We start from the raw sequence: 20,720 nt of genomic DNA on the forward strand, positions 1-20,720 counted from the left end.
TTAAAAAATGGGAAGAAAAGCACTTCTTATAACACCAGATTTGTGTATAGGATGTAGGGCTTGTCAAGTAGCGTGTAAATCTTGGAATGGATTGCCAGCAGAAAAAACAAAGAATAACGGGACTCATGAAAATCCTCCTGATCTTTCAGGAAATACTTATAATAAAATAAGGTTTATAGAAAAATCTGTTGATGGTGAAGTGAGATGGCTTTTTGTTCGTCAATCCTGTATGCATTGTGGGGAGCCTGCTTGTGTTTCAGTTTGTCCTGTTGGAGCTATGCAAAAGGATTCAGAGACAGGGATTGTATTTTATGATAAAAATGTTTGTATAGGTTGTCAGGCATGTAGATCAGCTTGTCCTTTTGATATTCCAAGATATGATAAACAAGGAAAGGTTAGTAAATGTCATATGTGTATAGATAGGGTTAAAGCTGGGCTTGTTCCAGCCTGTGCCAAGACTTGTCCAACAGGAGCTATAAAGTTTGGAGAAAGGGATGAGCTTATAGCTAAGGCAAAGGCTGAAGGATATAAGATTATTTATGGTGAAAAGGAATTAGGAGGCTTAGGACAGGTATTTGCTATTAATGAGGCACCAAGTTATTACCAACTTGCAGAAAATCCAAAAGCACCTGAGAAGGTTGTTGCTCTTGGTGAGATGTTAAGGATTCTTGTTGCTAAAGGAATTCCTATTAATAACTCCATAATTAAAGAATTCCTTAGCTAAGATTTTTTCTTGGGGAATCTCCCCCTACTTTTAATTACAATTTACGTATTTATTTAAAATTTTTGTCCAGTCTTTTAAGTTTTTATATCCCACTACCCTTTCTACTAAATTACCATTTTGATTTAATATATAAGTTGTAGGAGTAATAGAAAAGTCAGGAAAAATTTTGAAGATATCTGAAGGTGCTATCCCTACAATATAAGTAAGATTGCGAGAATTCACAATTTTGGGAAGCAAGGGCATTCCTTCTTTATCAACTAATAAAGAAATTATTTTGTATTCATTAGATTTACAAATTTGATTAAGCTTATTTAAAGTATTAAGTTCTACTAAACACATAGGACAATAACTTGTAAAAAGATTTAAAAGCACATATTTTCCTTTAAATTTTTGCAAGCTATATTTTTCTCCTTTATAGGTATAAAAGTCAAAATTTATAACAGATGAAGAATTTAAAGCTGAAAAAGAAAACAAGCTAAAACTAATAACAAAAGCTAATATAAACAAAAATTTTTTAATTTTCATGTTAAACCTCCTCCTGCAATTTTATTTAATATATTTTTAAAAATTTTAAAATAAATTCAACTAATCCTTTAACTTCTATTTCAAAATCTAAAAAATAAAGATTTTCCTGAAAATCAAGCTTTATTCCATCCTTTAATGTAGTAATATAATTTTCCTTAGGATCAAGTTCAAAACCTTTATAATGATAATGATCCGGAAAAGAAAGCCGTTTTTTAATTCTTAAACCAAGCTTTTCTAAAATATCAAAGAATTGTTTATTATTAGCTAACCCACAAAATGCTATAAAATCTTTTTCTTTAAAATCATCCACTTTCTCCAAGTTTTTATTTAAAATTTTCCAGTTTTTTCTATAAAGTTTAAAAACAGGCTTTTCTTTATAAGAGAAATCAAAAGGTTTATATTCTTGATAAGTTAAAATTATAGCGTCTGCCCTTTCTAAAGAACTTATAGGCTCTCTTAGTCTCCCAAAAGGGAAAAGCTTATCATCCAAGTCTTCTTTTTTTAAAAGAACAAGATCTAAATTCCTTTTTATTCTTCGGTGCTGAAAACCATCATCTAACAAAATCAAATTAACTCCCAAATCTTTAAAAGCTATTTCACTTCCCCTTTTTCTATCTTCATCAACTAAAATACTTACTTTAATACCCTTCTTTTCAAAAATTTTACCAAGTAAATAAGGTTCATCTCCTGCCTTTTCCCAGTCTACTTTAAGTTTTCCTTTTTCCATAACCATAACTGATCCCTTACTTTTTCTTTTATATCCTCTTGAGATAACTGCTATATCAAATTGGGAAAATAATTTTTCACATAAATATCTAATAAGAGAGGTTTTTCCGCTCCCACCAAGGGATAAATTCCCTATGGAAATAACAGGAACAGGAATTTCAAAACTCCTAAAAATATTTTTATCATATAAAAAATTTCTTGTTTCTATAATATAGAAGTAAGGATTTATATAGTCTAAAAAATTAAACATTTCCTTTATAGGCATCCTTCATAATTAGCATTAAAAATAAAACACCTCCGATGATTGCAGATAGGTATTGAGTTATTATTCTCCATAAAATGGCAAATATGCCTAAAAAATCGGCACCTATAAAATTATCAAATATAGACAGAGCGCCTATTTCACCTATACCACTTCCTCCAGGAGTTGGACTCATAAAAATAGCATAAAATAAAGGAAGTTGAGCTAAAAAAATTTTTTTTATAAAAGCTTTTTCGTTGAAAGCTTTTACCAAAAAAACACCTGTCAAGAGCAAAGAATTGTACATAAATAAAGTAAATATAAAAATTATTAAAAAAACTTTTTTCTTTTGTTTAAAAAAGTCTTGGCAAAGAGTAAAATATTTTGATATGGTGTATTTTACACTTCTTAAAATTTCCTTATTTATAAATTCCGATCCTTTTTTAAAAAACAGTTTCCAAAGAGTAAATAATATAGTAGTTATAAAAATAATTATGAAAAGTAGAGAAATTATTTCTTTGGCTTCTTTTGGGTTATTCAATATAGAGTGAATAGTAAAAGGTAAAAATATTACATAAAAAAATATACCAGCAACACATTTTAAAGTTGCTATATACATTATTTGATAAATTTCTCCTCCCACTCTTTTTAGAGTATAAAAAAGAAGAAGCTCCCCTCCTAAAAAATATGGAGTTACTGTAGCTCCAAAACTATTTATTAAAGTTATTATATATCCATATAGAAAAGGATAATTAAGACCTATGGTTCGTGCAATAATAAAAATCCTTAAGTTATCAAAAGTATGAAAGAAAAAAAGGGTACATAAACTTAAAAAAAGATATTTTTTGTTTATTAAATAAATTATTTGAGAAAAATTTGAAGGAATACTTTTGTTAAGTACATATAAAAAAGATAATAAAATTATGGTAACAGTAAAAAAAAGACCATATAAAATATTTTTATACATACATTAAAACCCTTAAACTTTTTAAAATTTTTATTACTTTTAAATATTGAATTTTATGGTATTTTTTAAATATTACTATTTTAACCTTAACTTATAATTCTATAAAGAGGAGAATATGGAGAGAAAAATTTTATGGGCTCCTTGGAGAGGAGAATATGTATCTGGAAAAAAAGAACCCGGGTGCATTTTCTGTCCTCCTAATAGTCCACTCCCTGACGAAGAAAGACTTATTCTTTACAAAGATGAAAAAGTTTTAGTAATAATGAACAAATTTCCCTACAATACAGGCCATTTATTAATTGCTCCAAGAAGACATATAGCTGATTTAGAAGCTCTAACTGAAGAAGAACTTTTAAATATAATGAAAATGTCTCAAGAAGCTGTAAAAATCCTTAAAAAAGTGTTAAAACCAGATGGATTTAATATTGGATTTAACATTGGAAAAGTAGCAGGTGCCGGTTATCCAGATCATATTCATCTTCAATTAGTGCCTCGTTGGGAAGGAGATATAAATTTTTTAGCGGTATTAGATGAGGTTAGGGTTATCTCTCAACATTTAAAAACATTATACAGAGAACTTTTTCCTCATTTTCAATCTATAAAACTTTAATCTACTTCTAATCTAATAAATTTTTTCTTTCCAATTTTTAAAAAATATTCTCCTGGAAAGAGTTCTATTTCTTCTTGAGTAATAGGGGCTTTGTTTAAATCTATAGCTTTTTGAGAAATTAATCTTTTTGCTTCAGAACTACTTTTTACCAATCCTTGATCTCTTAAAAATCCTGGAAGCCAAATTTTCCCAGATTTAACTTTTATTGTAATTGCTTCTGTAGGCATCTCCTTTTTACTAAAAACTCTTTCAAATTCCTCCTCTGCTTTTAAAGCTAATTCTTGGGAATGAAATTGAGAAACTATGTATCTTGCAAGCTTTTTCTTTACTTCCTTAGGATGGTACTCCCCTTTTTCTACTTTTTCTTTCATTTCCTCAATCTCTTTTTCAGAAAAATCAGTTAATAATAAATAGTATTTCCACATAATATGGTCAGGAATAGACATTATTTTTCCATACATTTCAAAGGGTGGCTCCATTATTCCTATATAATTTCCGAAACTTTTACTCATCTTTTGAACTCCATCAATACCCTCTAAAAGAGGAAGAGTAATTACTATTTGTGGTTCTTGACCATATTCTTTTTGAATATCTCTTCCTATTAATAAATTAAATAATTGATCAGTCCCTCCAAGTTCTACATCAGCTTCCAAAGCTACAGAATCATATGCCTGAAAAAGAGGATAAATCAATTCATGAATACTAATAGGGATACCTGATTCAAAACGTTTTTTAAAATCATCTCTTTCCAAAATTCTGGCTACTGTATATTTAGCGCAAAGTTTTATTACATCCTCCACAGTCATTTTAGAAAACCATTGACTATTAAAAACTACCTTTGTTTTATTAGGATCTAAAATTTTAAAAACCTGTTCTTCATATGTTTTTGCATTTTCTAACACTTGTTCTTTAGTCAAAGCTACCCTTGTTTCAGATCTTCCAGTAGGATCTCCTATCATACCAGTAAAATCTCCGATTAAAAAATAAATCTCATGTCCAAGATCTTGAAATTGTTTAAGCTTTCTTAAAAGTACTGTATGTCCCAAGTGAAGATCAGGTGCAGTAGGATCAAAACCTGCTTTTATTTTAAGAGGTTTTTTTTCTTTGTAAGATTTTTCCAATTTTCTTATCAGTTCTTCTTCACTTATAAGATTAACCACCCCCTTTTTTATAATTTCAAGAGCTTTCTTAATTTCCTCTTTCACTTTATAACACCTCCTTCATTTTTTGAAAAATAGTTTTCAATTGCTCTAACAAGTCCTTCTATGGTATATTCTTCAGCTTCAATATGAGGTTCAAAACCAAATTCTTTTAAAGTGGAAGAGGTAATAGGACCAATAGAAACAAAAATAATATTTTTTAGTTGCTCTTTTTCGGCATCTTCAATAAGTTTAAAAAAGTTTTTTACTGTGGAAGAACTTGTAAAGGTTATTAAATCAACCCCTTCTTTTAGAATTTCTTTTAATTTTTCCTTAGATTCTTCACAAATTTTTGTTTCATAAATTGGAAGTACTTCCACTTTGGCTCCTAATTCTCTAAGTTTTTCAGGAAGAACTTCCCTTGTCTCTTTTGCTCTTGCTATAAGAATATATTTATTTTTAAGATCAAGCTTTGAAAAAGCAGAAACTAAACCCTCTTGGGTATAATCTTTTTCTGGTATTAAATCTGGAAAAATCCCATAATTTTCTAAAACATTTTTAGTTGCTTTTCCTATAACTGCTATTTTTACACCTCCTAAAGCCCTCAGATCTTTTCCTTTTTTCCATAAAGTTTTTAAAAATGTTTTTACTCCATTTTCTGAAGTAAAAACTATCCAATCATACTTTGATAATTCCTCTATCATCTGAAAAACCTTCTCATTTAAAATTGGTTCTACTTTTATGGTAGGAATCTCATAACAGATTGCTCCAAGTTCTTCTAATTTTTCAGCCAGTTTACTTGCCTGTTCTCTTGTGCGAGTAATTATTATTTTTTTACCAAAAAGAGGCTTGGATTCAAACCAATTAAATTTTTCTCTAAGCTTAACCACTTCTCCTATAATAATTATAGCTGGAGCTGTAATACCTTTTTCTTTTACTTTTTCTGCAATATTTTCTAATGTACCTGTAACAGTTTTTTGGTTAGGAATTGTACCCCATTGGATTACTGCAACAGGAGTATTTGGATTTTTTCCTTCTTCTATCAGCCTTTTAGCAATGTAAGGTAAATTCTTAACTCCCATTAAAAAAATTAATGTCCCTATTTTAGAAAGAGCTAAAAAATCTATCTTACTTTCTTCTTTATTTTCAGCCTCGTGCCCTGTAATAATTGCCAAAGTAGAAGTGTAGTCTCTATGTGTTACAGGAATTCCTGCATAAGCAGGAACTGCAATAGCTGAGGTTATCCCAGGAACTACTTCAAAGGGGATATTTTCTTCAACCAAAGCTTCTGCCTCTTCTCCTCCCCTACCAAAGAGAAAAGGATCTCCTCCTTTAAGCCTTACTACTATTTTCCCTTCTTTAGCTTTTTCAACAAGGAGTTTATTAATTTCCTCTTGTGGTAAAGTATGAGCTCCAGCCTTTTTACCAACATAAATCTTCTCTGCTTCTTCCTTACAAAAATCTAATAACCTTGGATTAGCAAGATAATCATAAATTACTACATCTGCCTCTTCTAAAACCTTTTTACCTTTTAAAGTAAAGAGCCCTGGATCTCCTGGTCCAGCTCCTACTAAATAAACCTTTCCTTTTTTCATCTTATTCTCTCTTATAAATCTCTTTTAAAATTTCTTCTCCGCCAGCTTTTAGAAGTTTTTTAGCAAGTCTTTCTCCGAGTTTTTCTGCTTCAGAAATACTCCCCTCATCCCTTAGTTTATAAAATCTTTCTCCCTCTAAATCACTTATAAATCCAATTACAAAAAGTTTAGAATTTTCAATCCAGCAATAAGCTCCTATAGGTACTTGACAACCACCTTCTAAGGTCTTTAAAAATGTTCTTTCTACCTTTATACAAATTGCTGTAGTTTCTGAATGAATTTTACTTAGCATTTCTTTGAGTTTTTTATCATCTTTTCTTATTTCTATTCCAAGAGCTCCTTGACCAACAGCTGGGACCATCTCCTCTATAGTTAATCTTTTATAGCTAATTTCTATTCCTAATCTTTTTAATCCAGCTTCAGCTAAAATAATTCCATCAAATTGCCCTTCTTTCCATTTTCTTAAACGGGTATCTACATTTCCTCTAAGAGGTAAAATTTCTAAATCTTTCCTAAGTTTTTTTAACTGGGAAAGTCTTCTCAAACTACTGGTTCCGATTTTAGAATAAGATGGTAATTCTAAAATATCTTTATAATTTGAAATCCAAACATCGAAAGGAGATTCCCTTTGAGGAATACAGGCTATTTCCAAACCTTCAGGTATTAGAGAGGGGACATCTTTCATACTATGGATAGCAAAATCTATTTCTCCTCTTAAAAGGGCTTCTTCTATTTCTTTTACAAAAAGTCCTTTTCCCCCTATTTTACTTAAAGGAGAGTCTAAAATTTTATCTCCAGTTGTTTTTATAATTATTTTTTCAAAATTAATTTTAGGAAAAAAGGATTTTAATTGTGAAATTACCCAATCAGTTTGAGCTAAAGCTAATTTGCTTCCTCTTGTTCCTACTTTAATAACCATTTTTAATGAAGTTTAATGACAGCTACTACAAGTTCCACCTTTACAAGTAGAACAAGCTGAACCTAAGGAACTGACAAATTTACTTCCTGATTTAAAAGCTACCTGAGACATTAATTTTTTTACCCTTGAACTTTTACATTTTTTACAGACAATTTCATCCTCTCTATTTCCTAAGATTAATTCTTCAAAAATTTCTCCACAATCTTCACATTGAAATTCATAAATAGGCATAATTTATCACCTCCATAAAATATTCCATAAAAGCCCCTTTTAAAATAATACCATTATTTAATTTCGTCAATGTTGAAAGATTAAAAAGATTTAAAAAATTAAAGAAATCTCAAATTAGGCTATTTCGGTGGTTTCAAGTAAGATATCCCACATAAATTTAACTTCTGCATTTATATTATAGGCTTTTACTATATCATGAATACCTACGTGACAATTGTGACAAGGAGCAATTACTATTTTTGCCCCTGTTGCTTTTATTTGTTCTGCTTTAACTTTGTTGCTCTCAACCCTTACTTTTTTCCAAGGAGACCCAGCAGCTATTATTCCTCCTCCAGCATTACAACAGAAATTATGTTCCTTATTAGGATACATTTCTCTAAAATCTTCACACATTTCATTAATTAAATATCTAAGTTTATCACCTGCTCCCTTTTTTCTTACTAAATTACATGGATCTTGTAATGTTACAGGTTCTTTAATTTTCTTTTTAATTTTTAATTTTCCTGTTTTTAAGAGTTCATAATAAAATTCTGTAGCATGTAACACTTCAAATGGTAATTCCTTATAACCAAGTAAAGGCGGAGCTGCTTTACAAAGAGCAAAGGTTGCATGCCCACATTCAGTAACTACTATTCTTTTTGCTCTTAATTTTACTGCTTCTTCAAATACCTCTCTTACAATTCTTTGCATTGTAAAATAATCCTGAACAAACATAGACATATTGGCATAGTCTTTTAAGGAATAACTCCAATTAATCCCTGCATGATACATTATTTTCCCTATAATTTGTATATATTGAGGAGCTCTTGCAGGTTCAGTTCCCAAAGTTACAAATAATACATCAATTCCTTCTTTATTAAAAGGAACTTGAAAATCTTTTATATCTACAGAAGTTTCTTCCTCCATCCACTGAAGTGAATCAATCCAATCAGGTTGAGGAATCCAAAGTTGTGTCAAGGTAGCAGATAAACTATAATTATAATCCATTAAAATGTAAGGGACTACACCAAGTAAAAAACAAATCCTTCTTACCTGCCCTATAAGAAATGCTATATCTATTCCAAAAGGACAATACATACTACAACGATGGCACTGAGTGCATTCTGTAAAAGCAATTCTTGCACAATCTCTTATAAATTCTGGAGAAACCTTTCCTTTTCTTTTTATCATTTCCCAAAGAGTTATTTTTACTTTACTAACAGGAGTGTAAGTTGGATCTTTATCACGGGATAAATAATGATGACAAGCATCGGAACAAAGCCCACAATGCATACATGTTTCTATAGCTGCCTTTCTTCTTAAAGAAAGTCTACCTAATACTTCATTTATTGTTTTTTCTATTTTTTCTGGGGTAAGATTTTTAATTTTCTCATCAATACCAGGATCCTCAACCTTTTCTCTTATATATTCTGGAAAATACTTACTTACATAAATTGCCTGATTTTCTTTAAATTTGCTTTCCTTTTTTATCATTTCTTATCACCTTATTTAGGAAATTTTTAAAATTTTTAAAATCTTTTAATAAAAAGTCAAATAGATTTTTTAAATAAAAATTATTCTAATTTATTAATGATTGATTTTTTTAAAAAAAATGTTATAGAAACAATTTACTTAGAATTTAAAATCTAAAGAATTTTAAAATCTAAGGGTAAAAAATGAAAAAACCAAAAATAATAGTTACTGGAGGAGCAGGTTTTATAGGATCAAATTTAGTAGAAACTCTTAACCAAAAAGGGGAAGACCGAATTATTATAGTTGATCATTTAAATGAAGGAAATAAATGGAAAAATTTATTAGGCCTTAAGTTTTTAGATTATATAGAAAAAGATGAATTTTTAGAAAAAATTGAAAAGGGGTATTTTAAGGATGTTTCCGCTATTGTCCATCTTGGTGCCTGTAGCAATACTACTGTAAAGGATTTACACTATTTATATTTAAACAATTACAAATATTCTCAAAAATTAGCTCTTTTTGCTTTAGAAAATGAAATTAACTTTATTTATGCCTCTTCTGCTGCCACTTATGGAGATGGTTCAATGGGTTTTTCTGATGAAGAAGCTTTACTTCCTAAATTAAAACCTCTTAATCCTTATGGCTTTTCAAAACATCTTTTTGACTTATGGCTTTATTATAATAAACTTTTAAATCAAGTAGTAGGATTAAAATACTTTAATGTATTTGGAGAAAGGGAATTTCATAAGGGTGAGATGAAAAGTGTAGCTTTAAAAGCTTATGAAGAAATTAAAAAAGAAGGTAAAGTAAAATTATTTAAATCCTATCACCCTGATTATAAAGATGGAGAACAGCTTAGAGATTTTATTTATGTAAAGGATGCTGTAGAAGTTACTATCTTTTTTTTAGAAAATCCAAAAATCAAAGGTATTTTTAATGTAGGAACAGGTAAAGCAAGGTCTTTTAAAGATCTTGTTTTAGCAATCTTTTCAGCCCTCTCCTTACCTCCTAATATTGAATATATAGAAATGCCGGAATATTTAAAAAATCAATATCAATATTTTACTCAGGCAGATATTACCAAACTTAGAAAAGTAGGTTATAATAAACCTATGTGGGAATTAGAATCTGCAATTAAAAATTACGTAAATTATTTAGAAAAAAACTATAACTCCTTTTATGGATAGTGATTCCATATCAGAATTTATAAAACTATTTTTTAAAAGAAAACCAAAACAATTTTCTGAAGTAGAAGAGGAAATAAAGGAAGTATTAGAAGATTTTAAGGAAGAAAGGATTTTAAGTGAATTTGAAGAAAAGCTCGTTTTGGCTTTTTTTAGTTTAAAAAGTTTAGAAGTCAGAAATGTGGTAATTCCAAGAAATATATTAGAAGGATTAGACATTTCTTTATCTTGGCAAGAAATTAAAAAAACTATCATTCAGAAACCTCATTCTTTTTATCCTATTTATAAAGAGATTTTAGATAATTTTTTAGGATATGTTTCTCTTAAAGATTTAATAAAAGGCTTTGAAGAAAATAATTTTCAATGGCAAGAATATATAAAACCACCTTTAATAATTCCAGAAAACATTCCCTTAGTTTCTGCCCTTGAAAAAATGACAGAAAAAAAAGTTGAAGTTGCCTTTGCTGTAGATGAACATTCAGAATTAACAGGTATTATCAGATTAAAGGATATATTTAAGGAATTATTAAAAACTGAACAAAAATGCCCTCATCCTGATAAAGAGGGTTGGTTGATTTTACCTGGAACCTTTAAACTTAAAGATTTAGAAGAATGCTTAAAAATAAGATTATCTAAAGGTGATTTTGAAACTATCTCTGGATTGATTATAAGTCATTTAGGAAGAATTCCTAAAAAGGGAGAAAAAATAAAAATAGGTCCTTTAGAAATAGAAATCATTAAAGCTGATGAAAGAAAAATAGAAATTGTTAAGTTAAGATCTTTAACCTCTACTGAAGGTGAGAACTCCAATTAATCTAATTGCACCTATCTTTTCAGCCCTTTTATTAACTCTTTCTTTCCCAAAATGGAATTTATGGATTTTTGGTCTCTTTTCTTTTGTGCCTCTATTTTTCAGTCTTATCTTTACTAAGGAAAACAAAAATAGATTAATTTTGGTTTTTATTTTTGGAATTTTTCATTTTTCAACCCTTCTCTACTGGTTAGTATATACCCTTACCAAATACGGAAACCTCAATTTAATCATTTCTTTAGTTCTTCTACTTCTTCTTTCCTCTTATTTAGCTCTTTATTATGTTTTCTTTTTTTATACCAATTTAAAACTCAAAATATTTAAATCCCCTAATTTTATAAAAGGTATCTTTTTTAGCTTAACCCTTGTAGGTATAGAATATCTGAGAGGAAAACTATTAACAGGATTTACCTGGGGACAGTTAGGCTATATTTTAAGTAATTTTTCACCTTTTTTACAATTAGCTGATATATGGGGGATTTGGGGCTTATCTCTTGTTTGCGCTTTAATAAACTACTATATCTTTTTCTTACTATATTCCTTTTATTTTTCTTTTAGTTCTTTGCTAAATCTTAGATTTTTAATTAATAATTTTTGTTTTCTTATTCTTTTTATTACCTTTTTAAGCTATGGAATCTATAAGAAGAGTTTTTGGGAAAAAGTAATTTCTCAAGAAAAAGATTCTATAAAAGTTTCTCTTTTGCAAGGAAATATATCTCAGGAAATGAAAGAAATAAATGAAATTGAGTATTCTCTTAAAATTTATGAAAAATTGACTCTTTCTGCTTTAAAAGAAAAGCCTCAAATTATCTTTTTTCCTGAAACTTCTTTTCCTTTCTTTTTTCCTCATGAAAAAGAACCTACTCTCAAATTCTTAGCTTTTTTAGATAAAATAACTTTAGAATCTGAAAAATTTAATTATTCACCTATCTTAATCTTCGGCACTTTTAGACTTAAATATAAAAATGGAGAACCCCTCGTATACAATAGCTTAATTGTTTGGGATGGAAAAGACTTTGTAGATCTTTATGATAAGGAAAAACTTGTTCCCTTTGGAGAATATGTTCCCTTGGAAAAGTATCTTTCTTTTCTAAGAAGAATAACTGTTGGGCTTGGAATTATTAAACCTGGTTTTTCTAAAAATCTTACTTTTCCTTTAAATGATAGAATTATTAAAGTGACTCCTCTTATTTGTTTTGAAAGTGCCTTTTCTGAAATTTTAAGAAAAAGACTTGAAGAAAATCCCCAGCTAATTTTTATTGCTACAAATGATGCATGGTTTGGTAAAACTTCAGCTCCCTATCAACACTTTCAAATGGCAATAGTAAGGGCTGTTGAAGCAAGAAGATATACTCTACAAGTTGCTAATACAGGTATAACAGGAATAATTGATCCAACAGGAAAAGTTATAAAAACAACTCAGCTTGAAAAAGAAGAAATTGTTTATGGAGAAATAAAACCCTTTTATGAAAGAACTCTTTTTATAAAATACGGAAATATTTTAGGAATTTTAGGTTCTTTAATTTTATTGCTTTCCTTTATTCTAACACTATCTCCTGCCAAATTTTTAAATCCTTAGGACTAAAGCCTAAAAATTGAAGAATTCTTTTTACAAATTGGGCAATCAATTCTTCTAAATTTTTTGGTTTATGATAAAAACCTGGCATGGCTGGAAATATGACCGCCCCTGCTTTACTACAAATTTCCATATTTTTTATATGAATTAAGTTAAAGGGAGTTTCTCTTATAACTAAAATTAAAGGTTTTTTTTCTTTTAGCATCACATCTGCAGCTCTTTGTAAGAGGTTTCTTGCAGAACCACTTGCAATAGCAGATAAAGTCCCCATGGTGCAAGGTATAATAATCATTCCAGAATAATTACTTGAACCACTTGCAGGGGGAGAACTTATTTCATCTTCTTTATATAATTTTTCTGCAAAATTTAATATTTCTTCCACAGGCTTTTCCAACTCATGATTCCAAACTATTTCTCCTGCTTTAGTAATAATTACTTCTGCAGAAATTCCAAGATTTTTCAGCTCTTTTAAAAAATAGTAGGCATAAATAACACCACTTGCTCCTGTAATTCCTACTAAAAATTTTTTTTCCATTTCTCTGCACTCTCCTTAGCAATTTTATCAACCCTTTCATTATAAAAATCACCACTATGCGCCCTTACTTTTTCCCATTTTATTTTATGAAAATTAACCAATTTTTCTAATTCTTCCCAGAGTTCTCTATTTTTAACAGGATTCCCTTCTGAGGTTATGTAACCTCTTTTTTTCCATTTTGGTAACCATTCTGTAATACCTTTAATTACATATTCTGAATCAGTATAAATTTTTATTTTTTTGGGTTCCTTAAAATGTGAGAGTGCATAAATAACTGCTTTAAGTTCCATTTGATTATTTGTAGTAAAAGGTTCTCCTCCTGTAAGTATTTCTTCCTTTTCTCCTAATCTTATTAAAACAGCCCAACCTCCTGGACCAGGATTACCCAGAGAGCATCCATCTACATAAATTTCTATTTCTTCACTTTGAGATTCCTCTTTTAAATTTTCCAATTCTTGAAGAATTTCATAACCACTACTTGTTCCAATTACATCAGCTCCTACAGATAAAAAATTTAAGACATCTTTCAAAGTTCTTATCCCTCCAGAAGCCTTAATTTTTATTCTTTCCCTGGAAAATTTTTTGATAATTTTTATATCTTCTAAGGTTGCTCCTCTTTTTGCAAAACCAGTTGAAGTTTTGACAAAATCTATCCCTGTAAAAATAAGAAGTTCCACTGCACTTTTTATCTCTCCCTCTTTTAAATATGCAGTTTCTATAATTCCTTTTAATACTTTATTTTCTGCAATTTTTCTAATACTTAGAAGTTCCTTTTCAAGTTTTTTATACTCTTTAGATTTTAACCATATTAAATTTAAAACAAAATCTATTTCATCAACTTCCAGTTTTAAAAGATTTTCAATTTCTGCCAATTTGGTTTCTGTTAAAGAGAATCCTAAAGGGAATCCTGCTACAGAAGTAATTTTAAATTCTAAATTTTTAAAATTTTCTCTAAGATAAAAAACTAAAGTAGGTGGGATACATATACTTCTAAAGGGGTATTTTTTTGCTTTTGACAAAAAGTCTTCAAATTCCTTATATGATCCCTCTTGTTTTAAGTAAGTATAATCAATTTTGCTTGCTATATTTTTTATTTTATTCATTTAGATTATTTATAAAGTAGGTAAATACGATTGCTTAAAGAAAAGCCCTTTAATTCTTTTTTAAATTTCTCTTTTGGTAGCTTTGCTTGCACTAAAACCCAATGAGAAGTTCCAAATCCCTCTGGAAAAATCAAAAATTTTAAAGACTCTATATCTTTCCAAGTTTTTTCTGAAATTTCATAAAATACCTCGTTTATTCCAAGGGCTACTAAAAAGGAGCCTTGTTGAGTAAATCCAATATTTGAAAATCCATATTTTTCTCCAAATTCTCTTAATAAAGTAAAATCTACATGAGAGGTTATATCAATCTCTCCTGGTTTAAAATAGGGATCACTTATAGCTTTATGTTCATAATAGCAAAGAAGTGTTCCTTTACTTCTTTCTGAAGAATAATAATCTTGTCTGGGATATCCATAATCTATGGTTATTATAAAACCTTCTTCCATTTTTTCTGAAAGATCTTTGTAAAATTCTTCTATCTTCAAACAAACCTCTGTCCTATAACCATCTTCCCAAAAAGGAAAATAAGGCTCTATTATCCTTAAAATTTTTTCATCTTCTAATTTTCTTAAAAATTCTTTAATATTCCCATTCTTTTCTACTTTAATACATACTTCATATATCTTATCATCTTTCTTTTGAATCAATTTTACAGGAAAGGAATCAAAAAGCTCATTTGATAAAAAAACTCCTCTAAACTTGGGTAAATCTCTTAAATTTTTTACCCACTTTATTTTTTCTTTAAAAGCATTTAAAGTTTCTTCTTGAATTTTTCTTATAGATGAAAAAGGTTCAATTATTAAGTAATTAAATTTATAGCCTTTTTTTACAGTATATTCTAAGATATCACCAGCTAAAAAGCCATGCCCTGCTCCAGCTTCAACAATTAAAAAATCATCTATCTCTCCCAAAATCTCGTACATTTCAATAATTTGGCGAGCCAAAGTTGCTCCAAAAATTTTACTTATACAGGGTGATGTTATATAATCTCCTTTTTTACCAGGAAGCATACCCCTTGCATAATAACCGTATTTAGGGTGATAAAGAGAGAGTTCCATATATTTTTCAAAAGTTAAAGGTGACTCTTGGCTTAAAATATTTAAAAACATTAAATTACTTTTTAACTAAACCAAATTCTATCATCAGATCTTTGTTCCCATCTATTTGATACAAAAAAACCATTCTGGGAATTTTACTTGGAATTTCTATTTTATGGTCTTTACCTGTAACTATAGATGGAGTTGAAGCCTGCAAAGTAATGCCAGTTTTTTCAAACTCTCTTCTAAATACTCCACATATTTGATTAGTAAGTTCTCCACCAGCATCAATAACATCTTTATTAATTTCTTCTACATTTTCTCCAAGAACATTTTTCATAAAATCAAAAATTATCCTTTTATCATAACTAACAATAAAAACACCTTCAAGTTTTTCAGAAGCTAAACCTATAATCACTGAAATATCTTTAAGTTCTGTATTTTCCCTTTTAACTTTTGTATCTTTCAAAACAGGAGTTTTAGCTAAGTAGGTACCTATTACCTCTTCCACAGCCTTCTTGATATAATCTGATATAGATGAAGCCTGCATTTTCACCTCCTAAATGTTTTAAATCTTAAACTTTTCTACAGCAGATTTAAGTTCTGTTCCTAATTTAGCAATTTCTTCAGTTGCTACAACCACTTGTTCAACTCCAATTTTAAGATCTTTGGTAGCATTGGCTACACTTCCTATATCTTTTGCTATAGCTTCTGCAGTGACACTCATTTCTTCAGTTGCACTTGCTATGCTTTGTATCCTTTCCTGAAGTCTTTCAGAAGCAGATGCTATTTCATTTAATATGTTTGCTGCCTCTTCAGATAGTTTTACTCCTACCTCAACTTTACCTGACATATTTTCAACCTCTCTTTTTACATCATCTACAGCTTTTCTTATCTCTTTTATAGTCTCAGCTATCTCTTCTGTTGATTTGCCTGTCCTTTCTGCAAGTTTTCTGATCTCTCCAGCAACAACTGCAAAAGACCTTCCGTGTTCTCCAGCACGGGCAGCTTCAATTGTTGCATTAAGGGCAAGAAGATTTGTTTGTTCTGCTACATCTTTTATAAATTCAACTACTGACTCTATAGCTCTTGCTCTTTCTTCAAGTGCACCCATTACCTCTTTTAAGCTCTCTGCTACTTTTTCAATAGCTTTAACTTCATTTGCAGTTCTTAAAGTATAATTTTCACCATCTTTTGCTATTTCAGCTGTTTTTTTACTTTCTTCAAGTATTTGTGTAGTATTCTTTGCTATATCAACTACAGTGGTGCTCATTTCTTCGGTTGCACTTGCTATTTGAGTTGCTTTTTCAACCTGAGTCTCTATACTTGCACTAAACTGCTTTGTTATAGCAGAAAGTTCTTCACTTGAACTTCCTAAGGTTATAGAAGCTTGCCTAATTTCCTCTATAAGTTTTCTCATTGAAGATAAAGCTTCTGAAAGATCTTTTGCCATAGTTCCTATTTCATCTTGAGAGACAATATCAATATTGACTGAGAGATCTCCCTCTCTTACTCTTGCTAACACTTTTCTTAATCTTTCAATAGGATTTCTTACAGAACTTGAAACACTTATAATTACTGATAGAGAAACTATTGCAAAAATAGCCCCTGAAACTATAAGAACTACAAACACCCTTTTTATATACCCTAAGGATCGGTAAGCTTCTTCATCTGCTCTTTTTTTATGGAAATCTACCAAATCACCAAGCTCTTTTTGCATAGCTCCTATTTTAGGAAGCACCTCTTTTTCATGAATTAAAATAGCTTCGTTAGTTTTCCCATCTAAAGCAAGTTGAATAACTTTGTTGTTACTCTCTTTTAAACTTAAAATAGCATTAATAGCTTCATTTAGTTCTTTTTGTCCTTCAGCTGATCTTGTAGTCCTTTTCAAAAACTCTAAATGTTCTTTATAAGCTTCCCTTGCTTTTAAAATTTCATTATAAAATTCTTTTCTCTTTTCTAAATCCTGTGTTAAGAGCATTTTGGCAATATTTAACTGAATACCTGTAAGAATTCTCTCCCTCACTTCTTGAACATTATTAATTTTAGCTATTCTTTCATCTAAATCTTTTACATCATTTTTTATGACATACAAACTATATAAAGTATATAGGGAAACTATAATAACTATAAAAACTATTACTCCGAAACCGAAATAGAGTTTTTTAGTAATGCTCCAATTTTTAAACATTCTCTACCTCCTCTTTTAAAGTTTTTTTTATTCTTTAACTATTTTTTCTATGTCAAGGATTAGTAAAAGTTTATCTGGTAATTGGTAAACATTTTTAATATATTCTTTAGAAAGTCCCTCTAATTTATCAGGCACTTTTTCAAGTTTGGAAGGTGTTATCTCTAAAATTTCTCCTATTTCTTCTATTACAAAAGAAATTGGTGCCTCTCCTTCATCTTTTACTATTAAATTAAGCTTAGGAGTGACTTTTAAGTCTATTTTTAATTTTTTTGCAAGATCCATAACTGTTACAATCTGTCCTCTTAGGTTCATTATTCCAAGTATGTGCTCATCTGAAAGAGGAACAGGGGTAATATCTATTTCTTTGTTAATTTCCATCACTTGACTTGCTGGTATACCAAAAAGAAAATCTCCTATATAAAAGGACACCATCGTTATAGTGTCAGCAACTTTAATTGAAGTATCTTCTTTTTTCAATATTACTAAATTTTCTTTTTTTACTAATTCCATAAAGTTCCTCCCTTATTTTCTTTTTAAAAACCCTAACTTAACAGTCTTTCAATTTCTTCTAATAATTTTTCTCTATTAAGTTTTATTTCATAAGCATTTGCACCTAAATCTAATACTTTTCTTCTTACATCTTCTCCTGCAAGGGATGTTACAACTATTATAGGAATATTCTTATAATCTGGACTTGCCCTTACTTCTTTTATAAGCTCAAATCCATCCATTTCTGGCATTTCTAAATCGGTAATAATTAAATCAAATTTTCCAGAAAAAAGTCTATTTAAAGCTTCTTTTCCATTTTCGGTAGTTTCAACCTCATACCCTGCCCCTACTAAATAATTCTTAATCATACCCCTAAAAAAGGGAGAATCTTCAGCAAGAAGTATCCTTTTTACTACTTTTTCTTTTTCTATTTTCACAATAAACCAATCGGGATCATACATTTCAATTATTTTGTAAATATCAATAAAAAGGGTAGTTTTACCTTCAATAATTCTATGACCTAAAATTCCTGATTGAGTATAAATTCCCTCTTCTATTTCTGGAGTAGTTTCTAAAGTTCCTACAATGTTTGTGCAAAGGATACCACAAGTTTTACCTCTTTCTGTAAAGAATAAAACATTATAGCTTTCTTGAAGCGGGACTTCTTTTAAAGGTAAGTAATTTTCTAACCTTATTATAGGAACAACTTCATCTCTATAGATAATTATTTCTTTACCTCCGGAAATCTTTATTTCATTTGCTTTGATTTTGTCAAGTCTTGAAATTAAAGCTATAGGAATTGCAAACCTTTCCTCTCCTACATCAAAAAGAAGTAAAATTATAGTTTCCTGAGCAGAGGTTTTTATTTTTATTCCTGCTCCCTCATAAGTCTTTTCTATTTCTTCAATACTTATTCCAACAAATTGGGAAAGACCCACTACATCTAATATAAGAGCAAGTTTACCATCACCCATTATAGTTGCACCAGAATAAATAGGAATATTTTTAAACCACCTACCAAGCGGTTTAACTACAATTTCTTCAGAAGCGAATATTCTATCTACTAAAAGCCCTATAAATCTTTCTCCTGTATTTAAAATAACTAAGTTTCTTTGTTCTTCAGATTTTCCATTTACTTTTAAAACTTCTGATAATCTTAAAACAGGTATTATTTCTCCTCTAAGTCTATAAAACTCAGTATTCCCAACTTTAAGAAGGTTTTTATCAGGATCTACATTAACGAGTTCTTTAAGATTTACCTGAGGGATAGCATAGCGATAATCTCCTGATGTAACTATTAGGGCAGGTATAATGGCAAGGGTAAGAGGGATTTTAATTTTAATATTTGTACCTTTACCACGAATAGTATTAATTTCTATAGAGCCTCCAAGTTTTTCTATGTTTGCTTTAACTACATCCATTCCTACTCCACGTCCAGAAAGCTGGGTGACAGTTTCAGCAGTTGAAAAACCTGGTTTAAAAATAAGATTTAATAATTCCTTTTCAGAAGCACGTTCTACCTCCTCATAACTCATAAAACCCTTCTCTACAGCCTTCTTTTTTATTTTTTCGATATCTATACCTCTTCCATCATCATCTATTTCTATAACAACTTGCCCTCCTTCTTGATAAGCTCTAAGAACAAGATTACCTTCTTCAGGTTTCCCAAGCATAACCCTTTCTTCAGGTGTTTCAATCCCATGATCAATAGCATTTCTAATAAGATGGGTAAGTGGATCCTTAATAGCCTCAATTATTGAACGATCTAATTCTGTTTCTGTTCCCTCTAAATGTAAGTTCACCTTTTTACCTAAAGCTTTAGCTAAATCTCTTACAATTCTTGGGAATTTATTAAAAATACTTCCAATAGGTTGCATTCTCGTTTTCATTATAGTTTCTTGCATTTCTGTAGTTATCATAGAAAGTATTTGCACACTTCTTGTTAATTCTTCATCCATTATCTTTTGAGAAAGTTGCACCACTCTATTTCTTGCAAGAACAAGTTCTCCAGCAAGATTCATTAGCTGATCAAGAAGTTTTACATCAACCTTTATGTGAGTTTCTGCAAGTTCAACATGAGGGGAAAGAGGAGCTTCTTTTTCTTCTTTAACTTCTTCTACCAGCTTAACTTCTTTTTTTTCTTCAATTTTTTCTTTGACTTTTTTTTCAGCTTCTTCTTTCTTTTCTTCTAACTTTTCTTCTCCTATCCTTTCTTTTGGCTTTTCTTGAACTTTTTTTCTTAGCTTTTCATTAAAATTAGATAGTTCAACTAAAAAATCTAAAATTTTATCTTCTACAGGTTCAGTTTTATTTTCTTCTATGTAAGAAATGATGTACTTTATATAATCAACTGCTTTTAATAATATATCTACAACATCTTCTTCTGGTTCTATTAAACCATCTCTTAATTTTGAAAGAATATCTTCAGAAAAATGGGCTATACTTTCTAAAGTTTTAAAACCAAAAAATCCAGCAGCTCCTTTTAAAGAATGCATAGTTCTAAAAAGCTCTTTTAAGACTTCAACTCTTCTAGGATCCTTTTCCAATTCTATAAAACCTTCTTCAAGTTTAGTTATTCCTTCTTTTGCTTCAACTAAAAAGTCTTGCAAAATATCTTCATCAAAATTCATTCCTTTCTCACCTCCTTACCTTTTCTGCATCTTTA

Annotated in this window: 20 protein-coding genes; 5 read left to right on the forward strand and 15 right to left on the reverse strand. The window is 29.6% G+C overall.

All coding sequences use genetic code 11. The annotated features are described in order from the left end of the window. The first annotated feature begins 7 nt into the window (after positions 1-7). Positions 8-724 (forward strand): 4Fe-4S dicluster domain-containing protein, encoded by a 717-nt coding sequence (locus TOPB45_RS07470; RefSeq protein ID WP_013910227.1) that lies wholly within the window; start codon positions 8-10, stop codon positions 722-724. A 30-nt stretch (positions 725-754) separates the two neighbouring features. On the opposite strand, the gene TOPB45_RS07475 is transcribed toward TOPB45_RS07470, so the two are convergent. The 3 genes from TOPB45_RS07475 to TOPB45_RS07485 are packed head-to-tail and all read right to left on the reverse strand — an operon-like array spanning position 755 to position 3,183. After that, positions 755-1,249 carry a TlpA family protein disulfide reductase gene (locus tag TOPB45_RS07475; RefSeq protein ID WP_013910228.1) on the reverse strand — a complete coding sequence of 165 codons (495 nt, stop codon included), beginning with the start codon at positions 1,247-1,249 and terminating at the stop codon, positions 755-757. Positions 1,250-1,274: 25 nt separating this feature from the next. Next, positions 1,275-2,225 (reverse strand): tetraacyldisaccharide 4'-kinase, encoded by a 951-nt coding sequence (gene lpxK / locus TOPB45_RS07480; RefSeq protein WP_013910229.1) that lies wholly within the window; start codon positions 2,223-2,225, stop codon positions 1,275-1,277. Continuing rightward, on the reverse strand, positions 2,218-3,183 hold the full coding sequence (locus TOPB45_RS07485; protein ID WP_013910230.1) for a flippase-like domain-containing protein: 966 nt from the start codon (positions 3,181-3,183) through the stop codon (positions 2,218-2,220). Before TOPB45_RS07485 ends, lpxK begins: the two co-directional genes overlap by 8 nt. A gap of 115 nt (positions 3,184-3,298) precedes the next feature. Here TOPB45_RS07485 and TOPB45_RS07490 point away from each other — a divergent pair, with 115 nt between their 5' ends. Next, a complete protein-coding gene (locus TOPB45_RS07490; RefSeq protein ID WP_013910231.1) occupies positions 3,299-3,793 on the forward strand; it encodes an HIT family protein in 495 nt (164 codons plus the stop codon). Here the strand turns inward: TOPB45_RS07490 and tyrS are convergent. From tyrS to TOPB45_RS07515, 5 genes are all read right to left on the reverse strand, one after another. Then, positions 3,790-4,998 (reverse strand): tyrosine--tRNA ligase, encoded by a 1,209-nt coding sequence (gene tyrS / locus TOPB45_RS07495; protein ID WP_013910232.1) that lies wholly within the window; start codon positions 4,996-4,998, stop codon positions 3,790-3,792. The genes TOPB45_RS07490 and tyrS overlap by 4 nt on opposite strands. Continuing rightward, positions 4,995-6,527 (reverse strand): uroporphyrinogen-III C-methyltransferase, encoded by a 1,533-nt coding sequence (cobA, locus tag TOPB45_RS07500; RefSeq protein ID WP_013910233.1) that lies wholly within the window; start codon positions 6,525-6,527, stop codon positions 4,995-4,997. The genes tyrS and cobA overlap by 4 nt, the downstream gene beginning before the upstream one ends. Position 6,528: 1 nt before the next feature. Further along, on the reverse strand, positions 6,529-7,446 hold the full coding sequence (gene hemC / locus TOPB45_RS07505; RefSeq protein WP_013910234.1) for a hydroxymethylbilane synthase: 918 nt from the start codon (positions 7,444-7,446) through the stop codon (positions 6,529-6,531). A gap of 12 nt (positions 7,447-7,458) precedes the next feature. Next, complete coding sequence (locus tag TOPB45_RS07510) at positions 7,459-7,677, reverse strand: FmdB family zinc ribbon protein (RefSeq protein WP_013910235.1); 219 nt, start codon at positions 7,675-7,677, stop codon at positions 7,459-7,461. Positions 7,678-7,791: 114 nt separating this feature from the next. Then, positions 7,792-9,150 carry a (Fe-S)-binding protein gene (locus TOPB45_RS07515; RefSeq protein ID WP_013910236.1) on the reverse strand — a complete coding sequence of 453 codons (1,359 nt, stop codon included), beginning with the start codon at positions 9,148-9,150 and terminating at the stop codon, positions 7,792-7,794. A gap of 182 nt (positions 9,151-9,332) precedes the next feature. Between TOPB45_RS07515 and rfaD the strand changes: the two genes are divergently transcribed. Genes rfaD through lnt form a run of 3 tightly spaced genes read left to right on the forward strand, consistent with a single transcriptional unit; the run spans position 9,333 to position 12,703 of the window. Further along, positions 9,333-10,316, forward strand: a complete 984-nt coding sequence (rfaD, locus tag TOPB45_RS07520) for an ADP-glyceromanno-heptose 6-epimerase (protein ID WP_013910237.1) — start codon at positions 9,333-9,335, stop codon at positions 10,314-10,316. Next, positions 10,309-11,127 (forward strand): transporter associated domain-containing protein, encoded by an 819-nt coding sequence (locus TOPB45_RS07525; RefSeq protein WP_013910238.1) that lies wholly within the window; start codon positions 10,309-10,311, stop codon positions 11,125-11,127. Before rfaD ends, TOPB45_RS07525 begins: the two co-directional genes overlap by 8 nt. After that, a complete protein-coding gene (gene lnt, locus TOPB45_RS07530; RefSeq protein WP_013910239.1) occupies positions 11,111-12,703 on the forward strand; it encodes an apolipoprotein N-acyltransferase in 1,593 nt (530 codons plus the stop codon). Before TOPB45_RS07525 ends, lnt begins: the two co-directional genes overlap by 17 nt. Here lnt and TOPB45_RS07535 read toward each other — a convergent pair. Genes TOPB45_RS07535 through TOPB45_RS07570 form a run of 7 tightly spaced genes read right to left on the reverse strand, consistent with a single transcriptional unit; the run spans position 12,663 to position 20,685 of the window. Next, the gene (locus tag TOPB45_RS07535; protein ID WP_013910240.1) at positions 12,663-13,235 is read right to left on the reverse strand and encodes a UbiX family flavin prenyltransferase; all 573 of its coding nucleotides are present in this window, start codon (positions 13,233-13,235) and stop codon (positions 12,663-12,665) included. The two genes, lnt and TOPB45_RS07535, sit on opposite strands and share 41 nt — an antisense overlap. Then, on the reverse strand, positions 13,217-14,338 hold the full coding sequence (gene deoC, locus TOPB45_RS08905) for a deoxyribose-phosphate aldolase (RefSeq protein ID WP_013910241.1): 1,122 nt from the start codon (positions 14,336-14,338) through the stop codon (positions 13,217-13,219). Before deoC ends, TOPB45_RS07535 begins: the two co-directional genes overlap by 19 nt. A gap of 5 nt (positions 14,339-14,343) precedes the next feature. Then, positions 14,344-15,447 (reverse strand): class I SAM-dependent methyltransferase, encoded by a 1,104-nt coding sequence (locus TOPB45_RS07550; RefSeq protein WP_013910242.1) that lies wholly within the window; start codon positions 15,445-15,447, stop codon positions 14,344-14,346. A 4-nt stretch (positions 15,448-15,451) separates the two neighbouring features. Next, entirely contained in the window at positions 15,452-15,925 is a 474-nt protein-coding gene (locus TOPB45_RS08660; RefSeq protein WP_013910243.1) for a chemotaxis protein CheX, read from the reverse strand. An 18-nt stretch (positions 15,926-15,943) separates the two neighbouring features. Further along, positions 15,944-17,566, reverse strand: coding sequence for a methyl-accepting chemotaxis protein (locus tag TOPB45_RS07560; RefSeq protein ID WP_013910244.1), 1,623 nt, complete (start codon positions 17,564-17,566; stop codon positions 15,944-15,946). A gap of 27 nt (positions 17,567-17,593) precedes the next feature. Next, complete coding sequence (locus TOPB45_RS07565; RefSeq protein ID WP_013910245.1) at positions 17,594-18,076, reverse strand: chemotaxis protein CheW; 483 nt, start codon at positions 18,074-18,076, stop codon at positions 17,594-17,596. A 32-nt stretch (positions 18,077-18,108) separates the two neighbouring features. Beyond that, positions 18,109-20,685, reverse strand: coding sequence for a hybrid sensor histidine kinase/response regulator (locus tag TOPB45_RS07570; protein ID WP_013910246.1), 2,577 nt, complete (start codon positions 20,683-20,685; stop codon positions 18,109-18,111). Positions 20,686-20,720: the final 35 nt, after the last annotated feature.

This window comes from Thermodesulfobacterium geofontis OPF15, from assembly GCF_000215975.1.
In the GTDB taxonomy this organism is placed as follows: Bacteria; Desulfobacterota; Thermodesulfobacteria; order Thermodesulfobacteriales; family Thermodesulfobacteriaceae; genus Thermodesulfobacterium; species Thermodesulfobacterium geofontis.